20 protein-coding genes, 1 tRNA gene and 3 pseudogenes are annotated in these 23,296 nt (G+C 57.7%); 11 read left to right on the top strand and 13 right to left on the bottom strand.

Features of this window, described 5'->3' with window-relative positions:
- Positions 1 to 32: 32 nt before the first annotated feature.
- The 5 genes from ACYZT7_RS27305 (at position 33) to ACYZT7_RS27325 (ending at position 4,486) form a co-directional block, all read left to right on the top strand.
- Positions 33 to 962 carry a permease gene (locus tag ACYZT7_RS27305; RefSeq protein WP_462038943.1) on the top strand — a complete coding sequence of 310 codons (930 nt, stop codon included), beginning with the start codon at positions 33 to 35 and terminating at the stop codon, positions 960 to 962.
- A 24-nt stretch (positions 963 to 986) separates the two neighbouring features.
- Positions 987 to 1,421 carry a hypothetical protein gene (locus tag ACYZT7_RS27310; RefSeq protein WP_462038944.1) on the top strand — a complete coding sequence of 145 codons (435 nt, stop codon included), beginning with the start codon at positions 987 to 989 and terminating at the stop codon, positions 1,419 to 1,421.
- Positions 1,418 to 2,626 (top strand): SDR family oxidoreductase, encoded by a 1,209-nt coding sequence (locus ACYZT7_RS27315; RefSeq protein WP_462038945.1) that lies wholly within the window; start codon positions 1,418 to 1,420, stop codon positions 2,624 to 2,626. Before ACYZT7_RS27310 ends, ACYZT7_RS27315 begins: the two co-directional genes overlap by 4 nt.
- The gene (locus tag ACYZT7_RS27320; RefSeq protein WP_462038946.1) at positions 2,613 to 3,677 is read left to right on the top strand and encodes a hypothetical protein; all 1,065 of its coding nucleotides are present in this window, start codon (positions 2,613 to 2,615) and stop codon (positions 3,675 to 3,677) included. Before ACYZT7_RS27315 ends, ACYZT7_RS27320 begins: the two co-directional genes overlap by 14 nt.
- Positions 3,678 to 3,802: 125 nt before the next feature.
- The gene (locus ACYZT7_RS27325) at positions 3,803 to 4,486 is read left to right on the top strand and encodes a helix-turn-helix transcriptional regulator (protein ID WP_462038947.1); all 684 of its coding nucleotides are present in this window, start codon (positions 3,803 to 3,805) and stop codon (positions 4,484 to 4,486) included.
- Between the two features lie 246 nt (positions 4,487 to 4,732).
- Here the strand turns inward: ACYZT7_RS27325 and ACYZT7_RS27330 are convergent, their stop codons facing one another.
- Entirely contained in the window at positions 4,733 to 5,950 is a 1,218-nt protein-coding gene (locus tag ACYZT7_RS27330) for an MFS transporter (RefSeq protein WP_462038948.1), read from the bottom strand.
- A 332-nt stretch (positions 5,951 to 6,282) separates the two neighbouring features.
- Between ACYZT7_RS27330 and ACYZT7_RS27335 the strand changes: the two genes are divergently transcribed.
- Positions 6,283 to 8,340, top strand: coding sequence for a methyl-accepting chemotaxis protein (locus tag ACYZT7_RS27335; protein WP_462038949.1), 2,058 nt, complete (start codon positions 6,283 to 6,285; stop codon positions 8,338 to 8,340).
- Positions 8,341 to 8,456: 116 nt separating this feature from the next.
- Positions 8,457 to 8,533, top strand: a tRNA-Met gene (locus ACYZT7_RS27340).
- Positions 8,534 to 8,628: 95 nt separating this feature from the next.
- Here the strand turns inward: ACYZT7_RS27340 and ACYZT7_RS27345 are convergent.
- Positions 8,629 to 9,738: a DUF2817 domain-containing protein gene (locus ACYZT7_RS27345; protein ID WP_462038950.1), complete on the bottom strand. Its 1,110-nt coding sequence runs from the start codon at positions 9,736 to 9,738 to the stop codon at positions 8,629 to 8,631.
- Between the two features lie 163 nt (positions 9,739 to 9,901).
- On the opposite strand from ACYZT7_RS27345, the gene ggt reads away from it, so the two are divergent.
- Positions 9,902 to 11,734, top strand: a complete 1,833-nt coding sequence (gene ggt, locus ACYZT7_RS27350; protein ID WP_462038951.1) for a gamma-glutamyltransferase — start codon at positions 9,902 to 9,904, stop codon at positions 11,732 to 11,734.
- A 76-nt stretch (positions 11,735 to 11,810) separates the two neighbouring features.
- On the opposite strand, the gene ACYZT7_RS27355 is transcribed toward ggt, so the two are convergent.
- The 4 genes and pseudogenes from ACYZT7_RS27355 to tnpA form a co-directional block, all read right to left on the bottom strand.
- Positions 11,811 to 12,389, bottom strand: coding sequence for a plasmid pRiA4b ORF-3 family protein (locus ACYZT7_RS27355; protein ID WP_034112255.1), 579 nt, complete (start codon positions 12,387 to 12,389; stop codon positions 11,811 to 11,813).
- Between the two features lie 3 nt (positions 12,390 to 12,392).
- Positions 12,393 to 13,898: pseudogene (gene tnpC / locus ACYZT7_RS27360) on the bottom strand (IS66 family transposase).
- 37 nt (positions 13,899 to 13,935) lie between these two features.
- Entirely contained in the window at positions 13,936 to 14,280 is a 345-nt protein-coding gene (gene tnpB, locus ACYZT7_RS27365) for an IS66 family insertion sequence element accessory protein TnpB (RefSeq protein WP_020723502.1), read from the bottom strand.
- On the bottom strand, positions 14,277 to 14,654 hold the full coding sequence (gene tnpA / locus ACYZT7_RS27370; RefSeq protein WP_158243614.1) for an IS66-like element accessory protein TnpA: 378 nt from the start codon (positions 14,652 to 14,654) through the stop codon (positions 14,277 to 14,279). The genes tnpB (ACYZT7_RS27365) and tnpA overlap by 4 nt, the downstream gene beginning before the upstream one ends.
- 305 nt (positions 14,655 to 14,959) lie before the next feature.
- Between tnpA and ACYZT7_RS27375 the strand changes: the two genes are divergently transcribed.
- Positions 14,960 to 16,114 carry a Fic family protein gene (locus tag ACYZT7_RS27375; protein ID WP_462038952.1) on the top strand — a complete coding sequence of 385 codons (1,155 nt, stop codon included), beginning with the start codon at positions 14,960 to 14,962 and terminating at the stop codon, positions 16,112 to 16,114.
- A gap of 7 nt (positions 16,115 to 16,121) precedes the next feature.
- On the opposite strand, the gene ACYZT7_RS27380 is transcribed toward ACYZT7_RS27375, so the two are convergent.
- From ACYZT7_RS27380 to ACYZT7_RS27400, 5 genes and pseudogenes are all read right to left on the bottom strand, one after another.
- On the bottom strand, positions 16,122 to 16,505 hold the full coding sequence (locus ACYZT7_RS27380; protein WP_462041872.1) for a TOBE domain-containing protein: 384 nt from the start codon (positions 16,503 to 16,505) through the stop codon (positions 16,122 to 16,124).
- Positions 16,506 to 16,541: 36 nt separating this feature from the next.
- Positions 16,542 to 18,086, bottom strand: coding sequence for an IS66 family transposase (gene tnpC, locus ACYZT7_RS27385; protein ID WP_462038953.1), 1,545 nt, complete (start codon positions 18,084 to 18,086; stop codon positions 16,542 to 16,544).
- A 17-nt stretch (positions 18,087 to 18,103) separates the two neighbouring features.
- A pseudogene (gene tnpB, locus ACYZT7_RS27390) lies at positions 18,104 to 18,462 on the bottom strand (IS66 family insertion sequence element accessory protein TnpB).
- Between the two features lie 182 nt (positions 18,463 to 18,644).
- Positions 18,645 to 19,739, bottom strand: coding sequence for a D-alanine--D-alanine ligase (gene ddlA, locus ACYZT7_RS27395; protein WP_462038954.1), 1,095 nt, complete (start codon positions 19,737 to 19,739; stop codon positions 18,645 to 18,647).
- 10 nt (positions 19,740 to 19,749) lie between these two features.
- Entirely contained in the window at positions 19,750 to 20,391 is a 642-nt protein-coding gene (locus ACYZT7_RS27400; protein WP_462038955.1) for a LysE family translocator, read from the bottom strand.
- 150 nt (positions 20,392 to 20,541) lie between these two features.
- On the opposite strand from ACYZT7_RS27400, the gene ACYZT7_RS27405 reads away from it, so the two are divergent.
- Together ACYZT7_RS27405 and ACYZT7_RS27410 are read left to right on the top strand one after the other, a co-directional pair.
- On the top strand, positions 20,542 to 21,351 hold the full coding sequence (locus ACYZT7_RS27405) for an AraC family transcriptional regulator (protein ID WP_462038956.1): 810 nt from the start codon (positions 20,542 to 20,544) through the stop codon (positions 21,349 to 21,351).
- A gap of 77 nt (positions 21,352 to 21,428) precedes the next feature.
- Entirely contained in the window at positions 21,429 to 21,797 is a 369-nt protein-coding gene (locus ACYZT7_RS27410) for a cupin domain-containing protein (RefSeq protein WP_462038958.1), read from the top strand.
- A 123-nt stretch (positions 21,798 to 21,920) separates the two neighbouring features.
- On the opposite strand, the gene ACYZT7_RS27415 is transcribed toward ACYZT7_RS27410, so the two are convergent.
- Positions 21,921 to 22,484, bottom strand: coding sequence for a methyl-accepting chemotaxis protein (locus ACYZT7_RS27415; RefSeq protein WP_462041873.1), 564 nt, complete (start codon positions 22,482 to 22,484; stop codon positions 21,921 to 21,923).
- Positions 22,485 to 22,508: 24 nt separating this feature from the next.
- Positions 22,509 to 23,237, bottom strand: a pseudogene (locus ACYZT7_RS27420) (PAS domain-containing protein); the annotation flags it as partial.
- Between the last annotated feature and the right edge of the window lie 59 nt (positions 23,238 to 23,296).

The raw sequence follows: 23,296 nt of genomic DNA on the forward strand, positions 1-23,296 counted from the left end.
AGCCCGCTCTCATCAGTACCGGCGGAGCTCATATGTCCGATAACACGACCTTAACGCAGGGTATTCAAGCCTTCTTCGAGTTTCTGCTCATGGACGGTGCCCTGCTCATTGGGCTTTTCCTGCTGGTCACCTGGTTTGTGGTAATGCTGCAACAACGTATGCCCTTTCAAGCGACACAAGGCTCGCTGCTTGGATCCTCGGGCTGGCGGTCGGCATTTGCCGCCAGTGTTGGGGGCGTCATTACGCCCTTTTGCTCCTGCTCCACGATTCCCGTGCTGAGCGGCATGCTCAGGGCAGGCGTTGGCTTCGTGCCCAGTTTCGCTTTTCTGGTGGCCTCGCCAGTAGTGAACGAGGGTGTGTTTATTCTGCTGTTCCTCACTGTGGGTTTTGTCCCTGGCGCTGTTTTCATCATCGGCGGCCTGGCCCTGACTTCCGCTGCTGGTGTGGTAGCAGGAAGGCTCGGACTGGCAAGACACGTGACGATGGCACCTGCCCCCAAGAGCAGTGCCGCCTTCCTGGGCCAGGGGATTCGAACTTGGCCCGGTTGGCAACCTGCGAGTCGATTCGCTTGGCTTGCAGCGAAGCTGGAGTTACGGACGGTCGCGCCGTACCTGCTAATCGGTTTGTTCATCGGAGGTTTGATCTACGGTGCCGTACCGAAAGACACACTGATGAGCCTCGTCGATCGGCTACCGGCCGGCTGGCTGTATCTGGCATGCGCCTTAGTTGGCGTACCGCTGTACATCTCGCCCATAGCCGCACTGCCAATCGGATTTGCCCTAATCGAGAAAGGGTTTCCAGTCGGACCGCTTGTGACCTTTCTGGTGGCGGCAATCGGCACAAGCCCTCCCGAGATCATGCTGCTGTTCAGGCTTTTCAAACTCCCACTGGTGATAGCCCACACGCTAACAGTCATTGTTTGCGCTCTGGTCCTTGGCCTGGCTGTCGCACTCGTGCTGTAACCATCTAAATAAAGAGGGCAAGACATGCTCAATTTTTTCAAAAAGACTTCGGACGCAGATATCACCCAAGTCAAACGCGCATTGGGGCCCGAAGCTATCGTGGTGCTCTCTGCAAGTTGCTGTATGCCAGGCACTACGCAGGTTGACGAACAGATCGAAGCGGCAGCACGTAACGCATTGACGCAGGCCAAGCTGGACTGGCCAGTACTCACGATTACCGTGACTACTGCGCAATCGATCCTTCCGAAGCTATCCGCAGAGCTGAACGCAAAAGAAGGCGCGGTAGCCCAGCAAGTCACGGAGCTGTTCATGGCTCATGGTCTGAGTGCATTCCCGATCGTCATTGTTGACCAGACTCTGGTCTCCTACGGTGGAGTGCCAGACCAAGCGATGATTCATAACGCACTGGCTGCAGCTTCTGAAACTGACCTTGGTTTCACGAGTGGAGAGGTCCGATGAAAACGCCTCTCCAGACCCCACGCCACGGAAAACGCGTCTTCCTAACAGGAGGTACGGGATTCCTCGGGGCACTCATGGCCGCTCAAGTGCTTAGCGATGGCTGGGCAGATCACTTGGTCATCCCGACCAGGCGAGGTGACCATAAGATTGGTATTCCAGAAGAAGTGCAGCGTGAGCTTCTGGCATTGGGAAGAAGTGCTGACGAATTCGATAAAAAGGTGACCACTGTTCACTGGCAGGGTGCTGAAACGGCATCGGTAGAGCTGCTGGAGAGTATGCTTCGCTCAGGAAAAGTGGACACGGTAGTTCACTGCGCAGGTTGCCTCGACTACTTCGATAATGAGGCGCTGCAAGCTCTGAACGTCGATTTCACTGCAAGGCTTACTATCGCTGCCAAACAAGCAGGAGTGAGCTTCTTTATCTTCGTTTCCACGGCCTACTCCGCTGGTTACTCTGGAGGTGTAGTGCCGGAAACGGCGCTGAATGAGCCGCCGAGCGATCCTACCAACTACACGCTGACCAAGCGGGCAGCTGAGCGGGTAGTTGCTGAATGTGGCATTCCATTCCTTGTTGTCAGACCATCAATCGTGATTGGTAGCTCTGCTGATGGTCGCTACAGCGGTAAGCGCTATGGCCTCTATCAACAATGGATGGGTATCGAGAGGCTGCTCTCTGATCGCCATCATGCCGAACTGCATACGGTCGCTACAGACCAAGCGCTCAATCTCCTGCACCAGGACGTTTTCCAAGCCAGCATCGCCAGCGTATTTCGGTGGGTACCCAAAGGTGAATACGTCAACCTGGTCGTTGACGATCAGACCAGTCCGTCGATGAAAGACCTATGGCGGCTGTTCTGCGAAGTCACGCGCCCCAAGACCGTAATTTTCTACGACAGCCTCCAAGCGGTTGATCTAAAGGCCATCAACATTCGCCAGCGAGGCTACCTGACGTTCGCTCAGACCAACCTCGAAATCGGTGCCTACCCTTGGCAGTTCGACCGTCAGTGGCTTAAGGCTTTGAGCCAGCGCGGCCTGAACTTCACTGAAACTACATTGAGCACACTGCAGATCTGCCAAGACCGATTTATACGTTCCTCTCAGCCCATACAACGGTACCTTGAGCGCTTCGGCGCGGACCTGCCTGCTCGCACTGAGTACCGTGACCACCTCGATGCCTGGGACGTTTCCGCCAATGAACATGCTTGATACCGCGGCCTTTCGACTGGAGCCTTGGCAACGTGAATTGATCCACACAGCAGCTATAGTGAATGGCGGTCTCGAGACAGATGAGCACTCTGACTCCACTCCTCATATCCTTTGGTGGGGAGGTGCGTATTCTGAATTGCTGTCTATGTGTGTAGATAAGATGCGCGGCGAACTGATCATCGCTGATAGCGATCCACGACGACTACGCAAAAGCGCCGCGATGATGGACAACGCTCGCAGCGTGCGCCTGATGGCGCTTTCCGATTTGTCACGTGATGCCAACGTTATTGAGCCACTACTCCAGGGCGCATTACTTCGTGACATCGATGGTTACATCGCATTGGAGGAGAAACTGCGATTTGGTGTTGAGCGTTCGCCCGCTGTTTCTGATGGCTGGGCCAGTCGAATCCTGATGGACTTCACCCTCAATCGTGTGGATGCCGAGGATGAAAAACAGGTATTGGGGGAAGCATTCCGCGCTCTGAACGTAACCGGTTGCGTAGTCTGCGCAGTACTTGTAAGCGATGAACCTTTAACCTCTCACCACACCGTCAGGTCCGCACCTGCCGGAGCGCCACTTCGGTTACCTTCAGAAACTGCTGTGATAGCTGCGTTCGAACAAGCCGGCTTCCATGGCATCACCTTCCATTGGTCGCCAACAGCAGCAAGCGCTATCGACAGAATTGGCGATGCTGAAGTACGCATGTGCACCGTCAAGGCATACAAAGGTAAACAGGGCCCATGCTGGGAGTTAGGACAGGCCGTTATCTATCGCGGTCCTTGGCTTGAGGTGCATGATGATGATGGACATGCGTATCGCCGTGGTGAGCGGGTCGCTGTATGTGCAAAAACGTATGACCTGATGATGCGTGCTCCTTACCAAGGAGCCTTCCTCGGACTTCGCAGCATGAACGAACCACCGCTGGGTCAGGCCGCGCCTTTCGATTGCAACACTCCTGCTCTTCGAGATCCGAAGGTGACCAAAGGGCTGGCTCCTTTTCAAGGGGCTCAGGCAGCAGCTTGCTGCTCCACAGAAAGCGGATGTTGCTAGACAAGTACCAATCGGTCGACACCTGTCGCGAGGGATACCATTTGGCCATATAATCCAAATCCAAAGTGCATCAGGTGTCTGAAACCGGGCATCTGATGTGCTTACATCGGGCAGGGAGAGCGAATATGGAAAGCGTCAAGAACAGCTGGCAAGTGCTTCAAACAAGCATCGGAACGCCATCCTTTCTAGACCTGGACGTGGACTGCACTGCCATTGGCATCGCCTCTGTGAATGGCCCCGCCGTTCACTTCAAGAAAATCCTCTTTCTCGAAGGCGAAATTCACGAAGAGCCCGAAACTCTGCAGAGCCACTGTGCTTCGCTGCTCGCTCTATGGGCTGCAGTGAGAGCCCCTTCCTTGATAGACCTTGGCAAATGCACTTGCATAGGACGTCGCTTGCTCCTACAGGAGCCGACCCTTGGTAGAAGGTTTGCCGTCCACGCCACCCAACTCGACGAGAACAACCTTCTCTTTGCTGTCATTAGTTCGACTAAGCGCTGGAACAACGTTGAAACTGCCAAAAGCCTGGTCACAGTACTCGTTCAACATGCTGCTCAAATTCACGCAGCTGACGATTTCCAACCTTGTGTACCACTCGAGCAAATAGGCGCAGGGCTGGATTGGTATCAGTTTACGACCAGGGAGGTTGAAATTCTGAAGCTAGTAGCCAGCGGAATCAGCAACAAGCAGATCGCCCGGGAACTAGGCTCAAGCCCAAATACGGTCCGAAATCAGATCCATACGTTGTTCCGCAAGGCAGAAGTGACAAACCGAACAGAGTTGGCACTTAGAGTTGCCGCAACGATTTGATGCAGGTGTTTACGATTTGAGCGCATTTCAGGTTCGCTGATTGAGCAAGGATTGGCAGCCCTTACGCACAGCGCAGACTTCAAAATGGCGCCTGCGTTTTTACACAACCAGGGTCGATTCCGGCCGGTCGCGATCTATAACCAGGAACGGCCGCACCTGGCTTTGAAATACAAAACGCCCGATGCGGTGCATCGGGCGTTGGGGTGAAGCAGGTGTAAACCTGTTTCAGGACTAGACAGGTGATGTTTATACTTTTTTGGTTCTTGGCAGGAAGATCGCCAGCACACCAAACAACGGCAAAAAGGAACACAGGAAATACACGTATTCGATGCCGTGTATGTCCGCCAAATACCCAAGCAACGCCGCACCAATCCCGCCAAAGCCGAACATCAATCCGAAGAACACCCCGGCAATCATTCCGACATTGCCCGGCACCAGTTCCTGCGCATACACCACGATGGCTGAAAAGGCCGAAGCCAGGATGAAGCCGATCACGACGCTCAGAATGCTGGTCCAGAACAGGTCAACATGAGGCAGGATCAGGGTGAACGGCGCAACGCCGAGGATCGAGAACCAGATCACCGCCTTACGCCCGATCTTGTCGCCAATCGGCCCACCGAAGAACGTCCCCGCCGCTACCGCTCCGAGAAACAGGAACAGGTGCAGCTGCGAACTGGCCACCGACAGGTCGAATTTCTCGATCAGGTAGAAAGTGAAGTAACTGGTAAAACTGGCCATGTAGAAATACTTGGAGAACACCAGCAGCCCGAGGACCACCAGTGCACTGATCACACGGTTCTTCGACAAACCATGCGTCGCCGCCTGGCCTTGCTTGAGTTTGAACAGGCTCAAATGGTTGGCGTACCAGCGGCTAATCCGATAGAGCACGAACAGCGCAAACACCGCGAACAATCCGAACCAGGCCACCTTGCCCTGACCGTAAGGAATAATGATCGCTGCAGCGAGCAACGGCCCAAAGGCCGAGCCCGCATTACCACCCACCTGAAAGGTCGATTGTGCCAAACCGAATCGCCCACCCGAGGCCAGCCTCGCCACGCGAGAAGCTTCCGGGTGAAAGGTCGAGGAGCCGATACCGATCAACCCGGCCGCCAGCAGAATCATCGGAAAGCTGCCCACCACTGACATCATCAGAATGCCGATCAACGTGCAGACCGTCCCGGCCGGTAGCAGCCAGGGCTTGGGATGCCGATCAGTGTAGTAACCGACCCACGGCTGCAACAGCGAAGCCGTCAGCTGGAACGTCAAAGTGATCAAGCCAACCTGAGTGAAGGTCAGGCCGTAGTTGGCCTTGAGCATCGGATAGATCGACGGCAGCACCGACTGGATCAAGTCGTTGATCAAATGCGCCAGCGCCACGGCGCCGATGATGCGCATGACCAAAGGGCTGCTTTGTGAAGTCGCGGATGCCGGCTGCGCGCCGGTCTGGACATTGCTGATAGCCATAAGAGTTTCCGTACAACAGATGGGTGCACACGGGCAGGTGCATCAATGTGCCATTTTTCGGTGCAGCAGCGCCATCCCCTTAGCCTGCTAACGACCTCGATTTTCATCGCTGAAAAGGTGATAGCGCAACGCCATGGTCTGAATCTTGCCTTGGTAATCCGCTTCAACGCGGCCCCTTACAAAGGGGACCGAGAATGGGAAGTTTCGCTACAGAGCCGGCCTACAGAGCTGGCGAGGGTGAACTTTCGAGGCCTTTTAAAAGGGCACAGGTCGCGACCGCAACGGTTGCGACGCACGCCAATGGCGCGTGGTGTCCAAAGGAGTTTTGGGGCATGCAGGCTTTTTTATCACCGGGGATCGGGCTGCTGGGGCGTTTTGGCTTCGCACGCAAATTTCAGCTGTTGTTTCTGCTGTTTATCCTGCCGCTGACGGGCAGTCTGTGGATGATCGGTCAGGACTATCGCGACAAACTGAACCTGATCTCCGGCGAACGTGCCGGGGTTCGGCAACTGCTTGCTCTGGATACACTCGATAACCTGCTCGCCGCCCAGCGTGACCGCGCGGCTCGCTGGCGCGCCACGGAAACCAATCGCCAGCCGACGCCAGCGACGATCGCGGCGATGGCCGCGTTCGATGCGGTTCAGCCAGCCCTCGCCCAAGCCACCTCGGACCTCGGCAACGCGCTGCAAACCGAAGGCGCCGAGGGCGAAACCCTGGCCCGTTATCAAACCCTGCAAACCGCCCTCAACGGCCTGGACTCGAAAAGCTTGAGCAGCGTCGGTTGGTGGCCGGACGGTTACGATCGGTTCACCAATGCCTTGAGTGCCCTGCAAGCCTTGCGCGAGCAGATCGCCATGGACAATCGCCTGACGCTGGCGCCGTGGCTGGAAACTTATCTGCTGACCCAGATCTCCACGCAGCACGCACCAGACCTGATTGAACGAGTGGGCCGCCTCGCCAGCGTCGGCCAGGCATCAGTGGTGTCTGGACAGTTCACCCTGCAAAGCCGTCTGCAATTGCGCGACTTGCGCAGCCGCATCGGCGATGCCCGGGAGCAGCTGGTCAAAACCGCGAGCCTGCTGGAGGCGCGGCTGCCCAGCGCGTTGCAAGCCTGGTCCGGGCAATACCATGACAGCCTCAAGCACCTGGACGCCGAGTTGAAAGTCCTCGATGACGGCGTGTTCGGCGGTAGCATCAAGCTCAAGCCGGAAGAGTTCGAACGCAATCTCGACGCCCTGCTCTCCGATTTCGCTTCGTTGCGTCAGCAATCGTTGGTGTCGCTGGATCAGCGTCTGGATTACTACCACGGTTCGGCAATTCGCCAGTTCATCCTCGTAGCGACAATTTTTGGCTGTCTGCTCTTGGCCGCGCTGTACCTGTTCATCTGCTTGCAAGCCTCGATCCGTCGCAGCGCCAGCGGCATCACCCTGCTGGCCGAAGCCTTGCGTGACGGCAATCTGAGCCTTCAAGTACCGGTGCAGGGCCGCGACGAACTGGCCGCCATCAGCACCGCCCTCAATGTTGCGGTAGTGCAGCTGCGCAACAGCCTGCTGGGGGTCGATCATGAAACCTTGCAGCTGAGCAACGCGGTGCGCACCCTCAACCATCACTCCAGCGGTGCCTTGGGGGAAGTCGAAGCTCAGCAGCTGCAGATCAGCCAGATCGCCGCGGCCGCCACACAATTGGCCGCCACCTCGCAAGGGGTTGCCCAGAGTTGCGAACAGGCCTCCGGCAGCGCTCAGCACACCCAGCGCATTGCCGCCGACAGCAGCCGTGACAGCCAGCGCACGACGGCGAGCATTCAGCAACTCAATCAGCGCTTGAACGACACCGCTGCAGCACTGGGCCGGGTCAGTGAACAAGGGCAGCAGATTCAGTTGGTGGTGGATACCATTCGCGGGGTTGCCGAGCAGACGAATCTGTTGGCACTGAATGCCGCCATCGAGGCCGCTCGCGCGGGTGAGCAAGGTCGCGGCTTTGCAGTGGTGGCCGATGAAGTGCGCAGCCTGTCGCAACGCACCCAGTCCTCCACCGCGCAGATTGCCGGCACAGTCGACAGCCTGCGCAGCACGGTGAACGAAGCGGTGAGCCTGATGGAAGCCGCCTGCGGTCAGGCTCAGTCTGACGCCCAAGCCGTCACTGGCCTGGGCGAACGGTTGGGGGAAATTGCCGATGCCGTGCAAAGCGTTACCGACACCCTGGCGCAGATCGCCACAGCGGTCGACGAGCAAGCGACCACCGCCGACGAGGTCAGCGGCAACATCCAGCAAGTTGATCAGGCGGCGGTACGCTTGCTCGAAGGTGCGCGGGCGGTGAACCTGGCAGCGGACACCTTGAGCCAAGGCAGCAAGGCCTTGAGCGCCAATACCGGGAGATTTCAGCTCAGTTGACACCCTCCCCTGGCGCGTTTTTTCGGGTCAGGCGGATAAGCGGTTGAAAGCGTAGAGAAATATTTTAGATTTACGCTTGACACATCTCTGTTACGAGCCAATAATGCGCGCCACTTGGCTACATAGCTCAGTTGGTTAGAGCATAGCATTCATAATGCTGGGGTCCGGGGTTCAAGTCCCTGTGTAGCCACCAAGTACTAAAAACGGCTTACCGAAAGGTAGGCCGTTTTTTTATGCCTCGAGAAAAGTGCGCCGAATAAACAGCGCCGAGCCACCCAAGAAGCCGCGTCAGGAACGAATCGCCGGCAACGCCGACAACGCCCGCTCCCATATTTGCCAGGTGCGCAGCCAGACCATCGCCTGCCAGTCGCTGTCAGCGGGATAGAACTGCTCAAGCAGATTCAGTTTTATCGCGCGCCCCACGCCATCACTTGGATTGCCGTGCAGGTGCAGCCAGTGATCGTCGCGCAGATGACGATGAACCTCGGCGCCGGGATACGTCCCGCACTCAATCACAAACGGCATCAATCGCACGTGCGGTAGCGCATTGATCAACGCCTGCGAGGTGTAACCGGTGGCGGTGGCCGCAACGCCGGTTTCGCTCAGCGTGTCGGCGCCGGTCAGCAGCGTGTAGAGCCACGGGCCGTAAATGGCCTGCGCATCCGCAAGCGCTGGATAGGCTGCCTCGGTAATAGTCAGCAACATCGGATGACCATACTCCCCGGCGCCGGTGTGCAAGTCGAAACACATGGCCACTTCGGCATGGGAGACATGCGTTTGAATGATCTGATGCAACGTACGGTTCGACCAGCTCGGTGCCCGTCCGCCGTAAAACAAACCATCGGGATGACGGTGCTGACCGCCCTCGACAATCGACATCACCGCTGGCCAGCCGTGTTCGCCGATCTGCGCATTGAGCAAGGTATCGGCGCGATCACGCTCAGGGCCTCGCAACTCCGTGCAGGCGTAGATTTCATGCAGCGCTGCATAGGCCTGATTATCCGGCATTGCGTGGTCGAAGTTCAGGTGATTGCGGTTCAGATCGATGTTGTCTTCGTTGACCCGACGCAGCCACGCAGTGCCCCAGGGATTGATCAAGTGGATCATCACCACCGCAACATCGGCCGGCAGCGAACGCTTGCCCAACTCTTGCATCCACTTGATCTGACATCCCGAACCATAGAAGCCTTCAACGCCGTGAGTGCCGCTCAGCGCAATCAGCAAACGCTTAGCGCCCGGATCGCCGAGCACCGCCACATCGGTGCTCAGTGACTCACCAAATGGCCCGTTGAGTGGATGCGGGTATTTGGTCAGCGTCGCACCGGCCGCGGTCGCAGCGGCCAGGAATTGATCACGCTGAGTGCGGTAACTCGGCTGGGTGGGGAACTCGGTCTGCATGCCTGCCTCTTGTTGATCTTCTGGTCAGTCTGTTGCCTCGACCCTACAGAGAATCCACTACTTCATGAAGGACAAAAGTGTCTTTGCTGTAGGCCTTGGTTTGCGTCACTCCCTGTCGGCCGATAAAGTCCCCTGATCTTTCCCACGGACGGAGTGCCCCCACGTGTTCTCAGCCTTCCACTTGAGCCTCTATCGCCTGTCAGGCTTTTCGCTGATTGCCACGGCTTTAACCCTCGCAGCCTGTAGTGCCCCGACCTCTTCGACGTTGCCTATTGCGCCGGAAATCGCTTCGGGTTATCGCGCCGATCTGCAGACCCAACACGCCGCAAAACACATGGCGGCCGCGGCCAATCCGCTGGCCGCCGAGGCCGGACGGGAGATGTTGCGTCAGGGCGGTTCGGCAATTGATGCCGCGATTGCGATGCAGGCCGTGCTGACGCTGGTCGAGCCGCAATCCTCGGGCATTGGCGGTGGCGCGTTGATCGTGCTGTGGGATGGCAAGGCCGTGCGCACTTTTGACGGTCGCGAAACCGCCCCGGCCGGCGCCACCGAGAAACTTTTCCTGCAAGCCGATGGCAAACCGATGCCATTCACCCAGGCGCAGATTGGTGGTCGTTCGGTGGGGACACCGGGCGTGTTGCGGGCACTTGAGTTGGCCCATCAGAAACACGGTCGCCTGCCGTGGGCGCAGCTGTTCGAACCGGCTATCAAACTCGCGGAGCAAGGCTTCGCCATCTCGCCACGCCTTCACCAGTTGATCGCCTCGGACTCGTCCGTGCGAAGCTCACCGGACATGGCGGCCTACTTCCTGAATGTAGATGGCAGCCCGAAAGCCGTTGGCACGGCGCTGAAAAACCCGGCACTGGCCGCTGTGTTCAAACGCATCGCCAAAGAAGGACCGGATGCGTTGTACAAAGGCCCCATCGCACAAGAGATCGTCGCCAAGGTTCAGGGCCACGCCAACCCCGGCAGCCTGTCGCTGAACGACCTCAACGGCTACAGCGCCAAGGAGCGCGCGCCGCTGTGCACCGACTACAAACGCTGGCAGGTCTGCGGCATGCCGCCACCGTCTTCGGGCGGGATCGCCGTGGCGCAGATCCTCGGCACCTTGCAGGCCCTGGAAGCTCGTGACCCGCGTTTTGCCCTGGCATCGCTCAAGCCGGTCAAGACAAACAAAACTGCGGGCATTGAACCGACGCCTGAAGCCGTGCACCTGATCTCCGAGGCCGAGCGCCTGGCCTACGCCGACCGCGCGCTGTACGTGGCCGACGCAGACTTCGTGCCCGTCCCCGTCAAAGGTCTGGTGGACCCGACTTACCTGGCCAGCCGCGCCGCGCTGATCGGGGATCGCAGCATGGGCACAGCCAAACCCGGCACCCCGCAGGGCATTCAGGTCGCCTATGCGCCGGACCGCTCACCGCTGCGCATCTCCACCTCGCAAGTGGTGGCGGTCGATGACGAAGGCGGCGCCGTGTCCATGACCACCACCGTGGAATCCGCGTTCGGCTCGCACCTGATGGTTCAGGGTTTCCTGCTGAACAACCAGATGACCGACTTCTCGTTCATCCCCGAAGAGAATGGCCAGAAGGTTGCCAACCGCGTCGAACCCGGCAAACGCCCACGCTCGTCCATGGCACCGACCCTGATTTTCGACCGCCAGAGCGGCGAATTCCTCGCCACCATCGGCTCCCCCGGCGGCTCGCAGATCATCGAATACGTCGCCAAATCCACCATCGGCCTGCTCGACTGGAACCTTGATCCGCAAACCGCCATCAGCCTGCCCAACTTCGGCAGCCGCAACGGTCCGACAGAACTGGAACAAGGGCAGTTCAGCCCGACACTGATTCAGGCGCTGAAAGATAAAGGGCACAGCGTGAACGAGATCGACATGACCAGCGGGACCCAGGCGATTGTTCGGGTCAAGGATGCACAGGGGAAAACGTCGCTGGCGGGAGGGGCGGATCCGCGGCGTGAGGGGGCAGCGTTGGGGGATTGAGTCCTACGTGGGAAAGAGCAAGGGCTTACCGGGAGGTAGGCCCTTTGTAAGCGTCCGAGCTACACCGTCTTGCAACTCAAATCTTAATCCGTTTAAACCACTGGTTCACGCGCTCGCACTCAAATGCCGCTGGATCAAAAACATCTCCATACCATTCAACCATCGCGTCATGCTCTGGATGATCGGGGTTGGCCATCGCTTCTAGAAACTCCTCATAGCCAGGCCCGCCTCCTACGTCTTCCGGTGGGCAAGCATTGGCGCCGTCGATGCAATACGGAACCTGAGGACAGGCAATAGCAGGTAGCATTTTTTCGACCTTGATACGGTGATGCCAACTGTCACCAAAGTCGTAAAGATAATTAAATGTCCGCTTTCCGTTCAGCGCCTTGATCAGCGTTTTACGGGCTTCCGGGTTCACCGTCGGCCCCCAGCCATCAGGATCGGGAATACCGTAATTCTCACCGGCAATTTCAAACTCATGCAGATGGCTATCACTCCAGCCCATCACGACCTGGATGACATGGTGCAGTTTGCCCAAGGTAATATTTTCAGGCACCGCGAACCGACGCCAGATCGTCGGAGTGATCCACTTCAGCTCAATGTGCAGCAGCAACAAGTCGGAGGCGGGTTTGGGTAAACGGACAGTTTTAACCATGGATCAGGCGGCCTCGCAGTGTTCAGTGTGGTTCAAAGAAATGTTCCAGGGCAGCAACTCGCTCACCCGATTGATCGAGTGTTCGGCAATGCGCTCAAGCACGTAGGTCAGATAGGCCTGTGGATTTAACCCGTTTAACTTGGCAGTGCCCACCAGGCTGTAAATCGCATCCGCTCGTTCTCCGCCTGCATCGGAACCGGCAAACAGGTAATTTTTTCGACCCAATGCGACGGCGCGTAACGCGCGTTCGGCGGCATTGTTGTCGATTTCGATTCGGCCGTCATTGCAGTAACGCGTCAGCGCCTGCCACCGGTTGAGGGCATAGAGGATCGCACCGCCCAATGCCGATTTTTTCGACAGTTGAGTCAGCGTCTGGTTAAGCCATGCGTGTAGTTGTTCCAGCAGCGGACTGGCCCGGCTTTGTCGAACCGCTTTTCTCTGATCTGGCGGCTGTCCTCGGATCTCGCTCTCGATGGCATACAGGGCCGCAATCCGTTGCAGCGCCTCGCTGGCAAGTGGTGAAGCCTGATCTTTGTAGACATCGTAAAACTTGCGGCGGGCGTGAGCCCAGCAGGCGGCTTCCTGAATGGTGCCTTTAGCATAAAGCTGAGCAAAACCGGCGTAGCCGTCAGCCTGCAAGATCCCGCTGAAACTCTTGAGATGAGCGCGGGGATGTTGCCCCTTGCGATCCGGCGAGTAGGCAAACCATACCGCTGCCGGTGTTGAGTCGCCCGCAGGTCGGTCGTCCCGCACGTACGTCCACAGGCGAGCCGTTTTGGTTTTGCCGTTGCCCGGCGCAAGTACACCAATCGGCGTGTCGTCGGCATGGACTTTATGGCCGCTCAGGACATGGCGTTCAAGGGCGCTGATCAGCGGCCTGAGTAATTGACTGCTCTGGCCGACCCAGTCGGCCAGGGTTGAGCGCTCCAGCTCCACGCCCTCACGGGCGTAAATCTCGGATTGCCGATACAGCGGCAAATGGTCAACAAACTTGGAGACCAGCACGTGGGCCAGTAGCCCAGGGCCTGCAAGGCCTCGGGCTATCGGGCGACTCGGTGCCGGCACCTGAGCGATGTGCTCGCAGCAGCGGCAAACCAGCTTCGGGCGAACATGGCGGATCACTTTGAAACGCGCCGGGACGTACTCCAGCACCTCCGACACATCCTCGCCCAAATGGCGAAGTTTCCCACCGCAGCCAGAACATTTTGATTCAGGCTGATGGACGTGAATTTCGCGAGGCAAGTGTTAAGGTAATGGCTTGCGCCGAGAGACAGGGCGAGATGGCGGTTCGGTTGGCGGTGTCAGTTCAGTCTGGCTGACTTGCAACTCTTCAAGACTCAGTTGGAGCTGATCGATCATCGCGTCCAGTTGCTCGGAGCTGCGACCGAACTGCATACGACGCAGCTTGGCGATCATCATTTTCAAACGCTCAATCTCTGCCCGCTGGGCAGAGACCAGAGCCTTCAAGGCTTGAAGATCGTTAGGCAGGGAGTCGGTCGCGAGAGTCATGACCGAATGTTACTTGGGATTTTTTCAGCGTGGCAAGTCAGACCGCGAGGACGGGCGCTGTACGAATTGGCCTGCGCCAATCAATGCCTTCCAACAGCATCGACAACTGCGCAGCCGTCAGCGACACGCTGCCGCTGGTTGCTTGCGGCCAGACGAAGCGCCCTTGTTCCAGCCGTTTGCAAAACAGGCACAACCCGTCGCCGTCCCACCATAGCAGTTTGATCCGGTCACCGCGCCGTCCGCGAAAAGCAAAGATCTGACCCGAGAAAGGATCGGCTTCAAGCTGAGTCTGCACCAGCGCGGCTAAACCGTCGAAGCCACGGCGCATGTCCGTGACGCCGGCGGCGATCCAGATGCGGGTTCCAGCAGGAGGAGCAATCATCGCAGTAACTGCTGCAAGATGAGTTGCAAGGTCTGCGGTTCTGGCGTGCCAGTGATGCGTAGCGTGGCTTTACCCACTTCAACAACCAGCTCGGAATGAAACTCGAATTGAGGCCGGGCGGCTTGCGAGACATCCGGCGACGCCTCGATCACCTGGACAGGCAAAAATGTTGCACTCTGGTTAACCGGGCCGAAGGCTCCTTCCTGATACTGGTGCCGCCAGCGAAACACCAGGTTGGCATTGACGTCATGCTCACGAGCGATCAACGACACGGAGGCGCCAGGCTGAAACGTGGCCTCAACGACCTGGCGTTTGAAGTCCAACGGGAAGTTGGGGCGGCGGCCGGTTCGACGAGCGGGGGCAACTGTATCCAAGATAGTGTCCACTAAAAAATGGTGTCCACTATCTTGGCCAATTTGGAGGGCTGTCAGGAGAGGGTGCTGGCCGGACGGTTACGGCCCTTTTTTATGTGTGTTTACTATTGATTGAGCAAAGAACGTGAGGCCACCAACCGCTTTTCCAAGCACGCCCTTTTCACTTATCTCGTTACAGCTTTCGACTTCACATAGAGAGCGATTAGAGATAATTTTTACACCCGAATCAAAAATGGTCCTATAAGTAGGGCCTGTTGAGGGCCTCATTAGAGATAACTCCCCTCAACGCCAGAGATAAATTCCATATGCCCGAATTTGCCCATCATGAACTTCAGCTCCTGAATCCAACTTTCGACTCCCCGTTGGTGGACGTGTTGAGTGAGCTGGAACACCTACGACGGCTCCGATTTGAAGGCGATACGCCAGCCCCGGTATTTTTTCAGCTCAAGGCAATTTTCCACACATTGGAAAGCCTGGGGTCAGCACGGATTGAGGGTAACCACACAACCTTGGCCGACTACCTGGACAACAAAATCGAGGGTAAGGCAACGGATAGCGACCAACTGCGTGAAGTTGCCAACATCGAAAAGGCCATGAGCTATATCGAAGAAATCATGCAGCCAGGTGAACCTTTGACCGAACGGACCATTCGCGAAATACATGCGATGACCGTCCAGCAACTTGAGCGTGAAGGCGACCGAACTCCGGGCGCCTATCGTCAAACGCCAGTACGTATCGCACAGTCGGAGCATCTTCCGCCAGAAGCAGTTCAGATACCGGGGTACATGCAAGAGCTGGTTGCCTTCGTGAACCATGATGACCTGCCAAAATACGACCTGATGAAAGTCGCCTTGGCGCACCATCGATTCGGATGGATTCATCCTTTTGGAAACGGTAACGGCCGCGTAGTGAGACTACTCACTTACGCACTCTTGATGAAATATGGGTTCAACGTAAACACAGGCGGGAGAGTGCTGAATCCCACAGCCGTTTTCTGTAACGATCGCGAGCGCTATTACGCAATGCTAGGTGTGGCTGACACCGGCACGAAAGCAAGTCTCGAAGCGTGGTGTATCTATGTGCTGGAAGGTGTGAAGGATGAGATTGCCAAGGTTGATCGACTTACCGACTACGCCTACCTCAAACACTCAATTCTCATGCCTGCCGTTACATTCGCTCGTCAGCGCGAGTGGATTACCAAAACAGAAGAAGCTGTGCTGGATATAGCGATCAATGAAGGCGTTGTTAAGTCTGCAGATCTCGCCCATGCACTACCAGACCTATCAGCTAGCCAACGCACCTACTTGATCAAAAAACTGGTGAGCCAAGGAATGCTCCTTCCAATCAACGAAGGAGCAAGGCAGTACACCATTGGATTTTCTAATAACTACCTGATCCGAGGTGTCATCAAGGGGCTTAGAGAGCAAGGTTTTATCCCCGAGCCGCTGGAAAATCCTTGAAGGCGTATCAGGCCGGCACACCCAAAATGATATGCGACGCCTTGATCACCGCCGTCGCACTCACACCCGGTGCCAGGCCCAGTTCTGCCACAGCCTGGCGTGTCACGATCGAATAGACTTCGGTGCCGCCGTCGAGCTGGATGACGACTTCGGAGTTCACGGCGCCATCGATGACGCTGGTGACCTTGCCTTCCAGGCAGTTGCGCGCCGACAGGCGAATGTCGCTGGATTCGGTCATCAACATGACCCACGGTGCCTTCACCAGCGCGATCGCTTCCTTGCCGACCGCCAGACCGAGGTTCTTCACGCTCTCCATAGTCACCACGGCCACCAGTTCATTGCCGCCCGACAGTTTCAGTGAGACTTCGGCGTTCACCGCACCGTAACCGATCCACGAACTACACCTACCTCAAGATGAGGCAGTCGTTTACCGTGGCATCTCTGGCGAGCAGTTCCACGGCAACAGCGCTTCATAGTCTTCCAACGACTGCGCTTGCGGCAGCCGCTCCAGTACGTGGCGCAGCCACGTATAGGGTTCCTGGCCGTTGACCTTGGCGGTCTCGACCAAGCTGTAGATCTGTGCACTGGCCGCCGCGCCTTTGGGCGTGTCACTAAACAGCCATGCCTTGCGCCCGATAACAAAAGGCTTTATCGCTCTTTCGGCGGCGTTGTTGTCGATTGGTAAAAACCCAGCCTCCACGTAGCGCTCCAGCCGACTCCAGTTGTTCGCCAGATAATTCACGGCCTTACCCAACACACTTTGTGGCGTCACCTGTGACTGTGTTTTATCCAGCCAGCTTTTCAGCTGGGCCAAGATCGGCAGGCTCATTTCTTGTCTACCGATAAATCGCTGTTCATCGCTGACGTCCTTGAGTTCACGCTCGATGCCATACAGCTTGTTGATCATCGTCAGCGCGATATCGGCACGTCCGCTCTTGCCCTTGGGCTGCACTTTCTGCGCGTCGACAAACTTACGTCGTGCATGCGCCATGCACGCCAACCGCTCAACACCTGGCTGCAACGCCAACGCGTTGTAACCCGCGTAGTCGTCGGTCATCACGTAGCCGCGATAACTTTCCAGCAGGCGTAGAGGCACTTCCTGCGCACGGCTGGAGGTGTAGTCAAACAGCACAACTTTTCGATCCGGCGGCCCGCTGGCCTGCACCCACATCCACGATTGGCTGGTTGGGTCTCGATCCGGCTCTTTCAATACTTGGACTCTTGTTTCATCGCAGTGGATGACCGGACTTTCCAGTAATCGGTCGCGCATTAAATTCAGCAAGGGCTGGAAGTGTTCGCTGCACTGGATGACCCAGCGCGCCAGTGTTTGCCTTGGAATAACCACACCGTGGCGACTCAGCACGGTTTCGAAACGATGCAACGGCAGGCCATCGACGTACTTGGTGGTTAAGAGCATGGCCAATACGCTGGGGCTGGCCATGCTCTTTTCGATCATCTGAGCGGGTTTGTCTGCGGTGACCGGCGCGGTTTCACAACCGCGGCAACCGTAAACTTTGCGTATGTGTTTGAGTACGCGAATCTGCATCGGCACGATCTCCAGCTGTTCGCTGGTTTCTTCACCGATGACGTGTTTGCGGCAGCCGCAAGCGCAGGTCAGTTCGTGCTCGGGCAGTTCGTGGGTCACTTCGAAGCGTGGTAGATCAGCCGACAGTGGCTTGCGTTTGCCGCGACGTGGCGTCGAAGCAACAACTTCTTCGTCAGCGTCGCCGACTGGAAGCATCGGCTCGCTTTCGGGCTCATTGAACAACGCCAGTTGCGGCGTGTTGGGCTCGATCGTCTGCTCGGATTTTCGACCGAACAAACGGTCGCGCAGCAGCTTGATCTGTTCTTTCAAATCGACGATATGAGTCTGGTATGCCTCAGCCGTTACTTGCTGACGACTGAGTGCCTCAAGCAACATTTGCTTGAGCAAAACAGGATCATCGGGAAGGTCTTCGGGTATCAAATTCATGCCGGGGATTATACCCGTCAGGCGACGAATCTTGGCGTTAAAACCTTATGAGGACGATTGCGCCAGAGATCAAAGCCATCCAGTAACCAGTTCAATTCCTGGACAGTCAGCACGATCGCCTCGTCGACCTCATCAGGGGAAAGTTTGAAACGTTCAGACTCCAGGTGCTTGAGCCAAAGGCAGAAGCCGTTGCGCTCCCAGTACAACACTTTGACGCGGTTGCGGTGGCGATTAGAAAGACGAAAAGCACGGGGTCGAACACCGCAACTTTGATGTCCAGTTCGACCAATGCAGCCAGGCCGTCGATGGACTTTCGAAAATCTACAGGCTTCGGGTAGAGGTACACTTTTTCAACGTTGGCATTGGGACGCATCATGGTGATGGGCTCCTGATGGAAATCGGGAGCACAGCATCAGCCGTCAGCTATCCGCTTGGAATGTGGAGTTCATGGAGCGGATACACCGCACCGGCCTGCAATTGACTGATGGTGCCTTTGAAGACGTTACGTGCGCTGACTTTCATGACGTGTCGCCTCGAATAATTATTGTTGTATTCAGCCTAGCGAGAGATCTTCAGCGCCTGCCGCGCCTGATGCTTCTCCAGCGCCAGTTCGATCAAACGGCTGACCAGCTCGCTGTAAGTCATACCGGTGGCCTGCCATAGCTTGGGGTACATGCTGATGCGGGTGAAGCCGGGCAACGAGTTGATCTCATTGATCAGCACTTCGCCGCTGTTGGTCAGGAACACGTCGACCCGAGCCAACCCCGAACAGCCCAACACCTGGAACGCCTCGACGGCCAGGGCACGAATGCGTTCGCTGGACTCGATGCTGATGTCAGCCGGCACCACAACTTTCGCCGCTTGAGCGTCGATGTATTTGCTGTCGTAGGAATAGAACCCGCTGCGCACCACAATCTCGCCACAACCGCTGGCGATGGCGTCTTCGTTGCCGAGCACCGCGCATTCAATCTCGCGGCCGCTGACGGCGGACTCGATCAAGACTTTCTCATCGAAATTCAGCGCCAGTTCTACCGCTGCCGCGTACTCGGCTTCGTCATTCACCTTGCTCACGCCCACGGAAGAGCCCTGGTTCGCCGGTTTGACGAACAGCGGCAGACCGAGTTTGCCTTGCACCTCGGCGAACCCTGTGCGCGCCGCAGTGGCGCGGGTCAGGGTAATGAACGGCGTGACCGCCAACCCGGCGTCACGCAACAGGCGTTTGCTGATGTCCTTGTCCATGCAGACGGCCGAACCGAGCACGTCGGAGCCGACAAACGGCAGATCGGCCATACGCAGCAGCCCTTGCAGGCAACCGTCTTCGCCCAGGGTGCCGTGGACGATCGGGAAGATCACATCGACGTGACCCAGCAGTTCCTGACCGGAGGTTTCCACCAATTGCTGACTGACCTTGCCCGGTACAACGGCCAGTTCGCGGTTGGACTGGTTAAGGGCAATCAGCGCCGGGTTTTCCTGATTGAGCAGGAAGTTAGAAGGGTCGTTCAGATGCCAGTGGCCTTGTTTATCGATGCCGATCAGTACCGGCTCAAAGCGCGAACGATCCAGCGCATCGACGATGTTTTTCGCCGATTGCAACGACACTTCATGTTCAGCCGAACGGCCACCAAAAATAATGCCTACCCGCAGTTTGCTCATTCAGAACTCCTCAACGATTGGCCACCAGATGCGCGCCGAACAGCAGATAGCAACTGCCGGCGAAGCGATCCAGCCATTTACGCGAACGATCATAAGCACCCGCGACCCGACGGCTGGCGAACAGCAGAGCCACGCTGCAATACCAACTGAATGACAAGGTCGCCATGGTCAGCACGGCCAGCGCCAGCAACATCGGTGGCGGTGAAGCCGGCATGGCAGTGGCGAAAATCGTTGCGACAAATAGCGCGGCCTTGGGATTGGTCATGTTGCCCACAAAGCCTCGGCCATAAGCCGATAGCAGCGTGCGGCCTGCGCCATTCAGCGAGCCGCTATCGCCCGGCACACTCGGTGGTTTGCGCTTGAACTGCTTCAATCCCAGATAGATCAGGTAACAACCGCCGGCAATCTTGAAACTCAGATAAAGCGCCGGCGCAGCGCTGAACAGCGACTTGATGCCCAGACCACCCGCCAACCCCCAAAGCACCGTGCCCGTGGCCACGCCAAGTGCGGCGACGACCCCGTGGCGCCGGGAGCAACTGGCAGCCAGTTGTGCAGTGTTGAAGAAGTTCGGCCCCGGCGTCACCACCGCAACCGTCCATAACAGCGCCAACGACAACAACGGAGCGGCGTAGCTCAGGTGGGATAATTCCATGATGTGGGGCGCCTTCGTGGCTTAAGAAATATGCAACACCTTGCAACATTAGTCCGGGATTTTCTACCCGCCGGGAGATTCGATCGGCAGCAGACAGTCGGCTGGTCAGTGGGGTAACGTATTGCGCATCGAGCTCAAGGCACCAACACCATGGCCAAGCACACGCCTACCATCGACTGGTTCCACCTCGCGCCCGACGTCGGCGGGCTTCAGCGTTTCGAGGCGTTTTTTGCAGGCCACGGCTACGACCTTCACCGCCACGACACCTATGCCATCGGCCACACACTGGCCGGTGTGCAGAGTTTTCAGTACCGCGGTGGCTGGCGCCACAGTCTGCCGGGCGGGACCATGGTGCTGCACCCGGACGAAGTTCACGATGGCGAAGCCGGCACCGAGACCGGGTTCCAGTACCGAATGATGTACATCGAGCCGGCGCTGATCCAGCAGATGCTCGGCGGCCAGCCGTTGCCATTTATCAAGACTGGCCTGTCGACCGATCCATGTTTGTTCGCCGCCACCGCCGTGCTGCTGCGAAGCCTCGATTGTCCCCTCGAGCCTCTGGAAGAGCAGGATGCGCTGTTCGATCTGGCCCAAGCCTTGAACAGCGTTTCCGGCGTGCCTGCCACCCGCCAGAGCTTCGACTACGTGGCAGCCGAACGCGCGCGGGAATTCATCCACAGCGCGCTGGATCGCACCGTGACGCTGGAAGAACTGGCGCAACACAGCGGCCGCGATCGCTGGAGCCTGTCACGGGATTTTCGCCTGTTGTTCGGCACCAGCCCTTATCGATACCTGACCATGCGCCGCCTCGACCTGGTCCGCTCGCTGCTGATCCAGGGCCAGCCACTGGTCAGCGCCGCGCTGATCGCCGGCTTCACCGATCAGAGCCACATGACCCGGCAGTTCAGCAAAACCTACGGCCTGTCACCGGCCCGCTGGATGAAAATGCACCGCCGCTGAGCCACGCACAATCGTTCAAGAAGCATGCTCGAAGCGCGGGCTATCGTGGCTTTACGATCAACCACGAGAGCTGCTTCATGAAAGCTTACGAAAGCCTGAACTTCGCTGAAAAAATCGCCAGGATCGGTCCGTACTGGACGCCTCGGGTCATCGCCGAAATGAACGACTACCAGTTCAAGGTGGTGAAACTGCTGGGAGATTTCATCTGGCACGATCACCCTGATACCGACGAAACCTTCATCGTGCTCGAAGGGCAACTGCGCATCGACTTTCGCGATGGCCACGTGCTGGTGAACACCGGTGAAATGTATGTGGTGTCAAAAGGTGTCGAGCACAAACCGTTCGCCGGGCAGGAGGTAAAACTCCTGCTGATCGAACCCAAGGGTGTGCTGAACACGGGTAACGAAGGTGGCGAGCGCACTGCGCAGAATGACGTTTGGGTGTGAAAGGCTGGCTGCTTACGGCTGCAGAGCCTTGGCCAAGGGAACCGGACGGCGGTGAGAAACGCTCATGATGGCTGCTCCTGGGGAAAACGCCGATCGTAGCGATTTCCACCGGGATGGCAGGTATCAAGTCGCCAGCTGATTGGCAAACTGCCCGACCGCGTTCACCACTTTCTGTGCACCGTCCTGAATCTCGACAATCACCGTGCCCGCCTCTGCCGCCAGCGCAAGCCCCTGCTCCGCCTGGAGTTTGCCTTCGGTCATCAGCGCCACGGCGTTGCGCGCCATGTCCTGGTTCTGACGCACCACGCTGACGATTTCATCGGTTGCCTGGCTGGTGCGCGAAGCCAATTGCCGGACTTCATCCGCCACCACCGCGAAACCACGACCCTGCTCGCCGGCCCGAGCGGCTTCGATGGCCGCGTTGAGCGCCAGCAGGTTGGTCTGTTCGGCAATCCCGCTGATGGTTTTGACAATGGTGCCAATCACCAGCGATTGCTCGTTCAGCGCTTCGATGCCTTCGCCGGCGGTCTGCATGTGCCTGGCAAGGTCACGCATCACGTTCACCGCCTGAGTCACCACGGCGTTACCCCTCTGCGCGCTGCTGTCGGTTTGCTGCGAGGTGCTGTAGGCAATGTTCGCCGCTTCGGCGACGGCTTGCTCCTGATTGACTTGATCGGTAATCACCATGGCGAACTTCACCACTTTGTAGAGCTTATTGTTGGCATCGACCACCGGGTTGTAGGAAGCCTCCAGCCAGACCACGCGGCCGTGGCTGTCGATGCGTTTGAAACGGTCGGCGACGAACTCGCCTGCATTCAGACGGCGCCAGAAGTCCTGGTACGCGGCGCTGTTGTAATCCTCCGGTTGGCAGAAGGTACGGTGATGTTTGCCCTTGATCTGCGCCAGGCTGTAGCCCATGCCGCTGAGAAACCGGTCGTTGGCTGCCAGCACGTTGCCATTCAGGTCGAACTCGATCACCGCCGTGGAGCGCACGAGCGCGCCGATCAGGTTCTCATGCTCACGGGACGCCTCGATGGTGCGGGTCAGGTCACTGGAGTAAATCGAGAAGAGCTTGATCCGGCCGTCCGCGGACCGGACCGGCTGCACGATCGAGCGCAGCCAGGCTTCCTGACCATTGCCGCGCAACAAACGCACCGTGCCGGCAAAGTGCTCGCCACGGGTCAGCGCGGCGTTGAAGCGGTGGTGGAATTCGTCCGACTTCACATGGGCCGGGACGATGTCTTCGATGTGTCGACCCATCAAGTCGTTGCTGTTGTAGAGCATCTCGCCGATGAAGTTCTGGTTGACCGATTGAATCCGCCCGTCGGTATCGAGGGTCAGGACCAGCATCTCGCTTTCCAGACTTTCCTTCACTTGCTGGAGGCTGGAGAGTTCTTCGCGAAGAGCCGACAGCTCCTGCTTCAAGCGTTTGTTGAACATGGGGATACACCGATGGACAGGGATAGAAAGCGGTATGCAGCCTAACCATCGGCCTTGGG

It is taken from the genome of Pseudomonas sp. RT4P38 (assembly GCF_054897765.1).

What these genes read in the sequence shown, in the direction of transcription:
- ACYZT7_RS27305 (WP_462038943.1), top strand. Translation starts at nt 33, where the DNA reads ATGTCCGATAACACGACCTTAACGCAGGGTATTCAAGCCTTCTTCGAG.
- ACYZT7_RS27400 (WP_462038955.1), bottom strand. Translation starts at nt 20,391, where the DNA reads ATGGAATTATCCCACCTGAGCTACGCCGCTCCGTTGTTGTCGTTGGCG.
- ACYZT7_RS27410 (WP_462038958.1), top strand. Translation starts at nt 21,429, where the DNA reads ATGAAAGCTTACGAAAGCCTGAACTTCGCTGAAAAAATCGCCAGGATC.
- ACYZT7_RS27325 (WP_462038947.1), top strand. Translation starts at nt 3,803, where the DNA reads ATGGAAAGCGTCAAGAACAGCTGGCAAGTGCTTCAAACAAGCATCGGA.
- ACYZT7_RS27375 (WP_462038952.1), top strand. Translation starts at nt 14,960, where the DNA reads ATGCCCGAATTTGCCCATCATGAACTTCAGCTCCTGAATCCAACTTTC.
- ACYZT7_RS27310 (WP_462038944.1), top strand. Translation starts at nt 987, where the DNA reads ATGCTCAATTTTTTCAAAAAGACTTCGGACGCAGATATCACCCAAGTC.
- ddlA (WP_462038954.1), bottom strand. Translation starts at nt 19,739, where the DNA reads ATGAGCAAACTGCGGGTAGGCATTATTTTTGGTGGCCGTTCGGCTGAA.
- ACYZT7_RS27320 (WP_462038946.1), top strand. Translation starts at nt 2,613, where the DNA reads ATGAACATGCTTGATACCGCGGCCTTTCGACTGGAGCCTTGGCAACGT.
- tnpB (WP_020723502.1), bottom strand. Translation starts at nt 14,280, where the DNA reads ATGATTGCTCCTCCTGCTGGAACCCGCATCTGGATCGCCGCCGGCGTC.
- tnpC (WP_462038953.1), bottom strand. Translation starts at nt 18,086, where the DNA reads ATGAATTTGATACCCGAAGACCTTCCCGATGATCCTGTTTTGCTCAAG.
- ACYZT7_RS27330 (WP_462038948.1), bottom strand. Translation starts at nt 5,950, where the DNA reads ATGGCTATCAGCAATGTCCAGACCGGCGCGCAGCCGGCATCCGCGACT.
- ACYZT7_RS27335 (WP_462038949.1), top strand. Translation starts at nt 6,283, where the DNA reads ATGCAGGCTTTTTTATCACCGGGGATCGGGCTGCTGGGGCGTTTTGGC.
- ACYZT7_RS27355 (WP_034112255.1), bottom strand. Translation starts at nt 12,389, where the DNA reads ATGGTTAAAACTGTCCGTTTACCCAAACCCGCCTCCGACTTGTTGCTG.
- ACYZT7_RS27315 (WP_462038945.1), top strand. Translation starts at nt 1,418, where the DNA reads ATGAAAACGCCTCTCCAGACCCCACGCCACGGAAAACGCGTCTTCCTA.
- ACYZT7_RS27345 (WP_462038950.1), bottom strand. Translation starts at nt 9,738, where the DNA reads ATGCAGACCGAGTTCCCCACCCAGCCGAGTTACCGCACTCAGCGTGAT.
- ACYZT7_RS27415 (WP_462041873.1), bottom strand. Translation starts at nt 22,484, where the DNA reads ATGGTGATTACCGATCAAGTCAATCAGGAGCAAGCCGTCGCCGAAGCG.
- ACYZT7_RS27405 (WP_462038956.1), top strand. Translation starts at nt 20,542, where the DNA reads ATGGCCAAGCACACGCCTACCATCGACTGGTTCCACCTCGCGCCCGAC.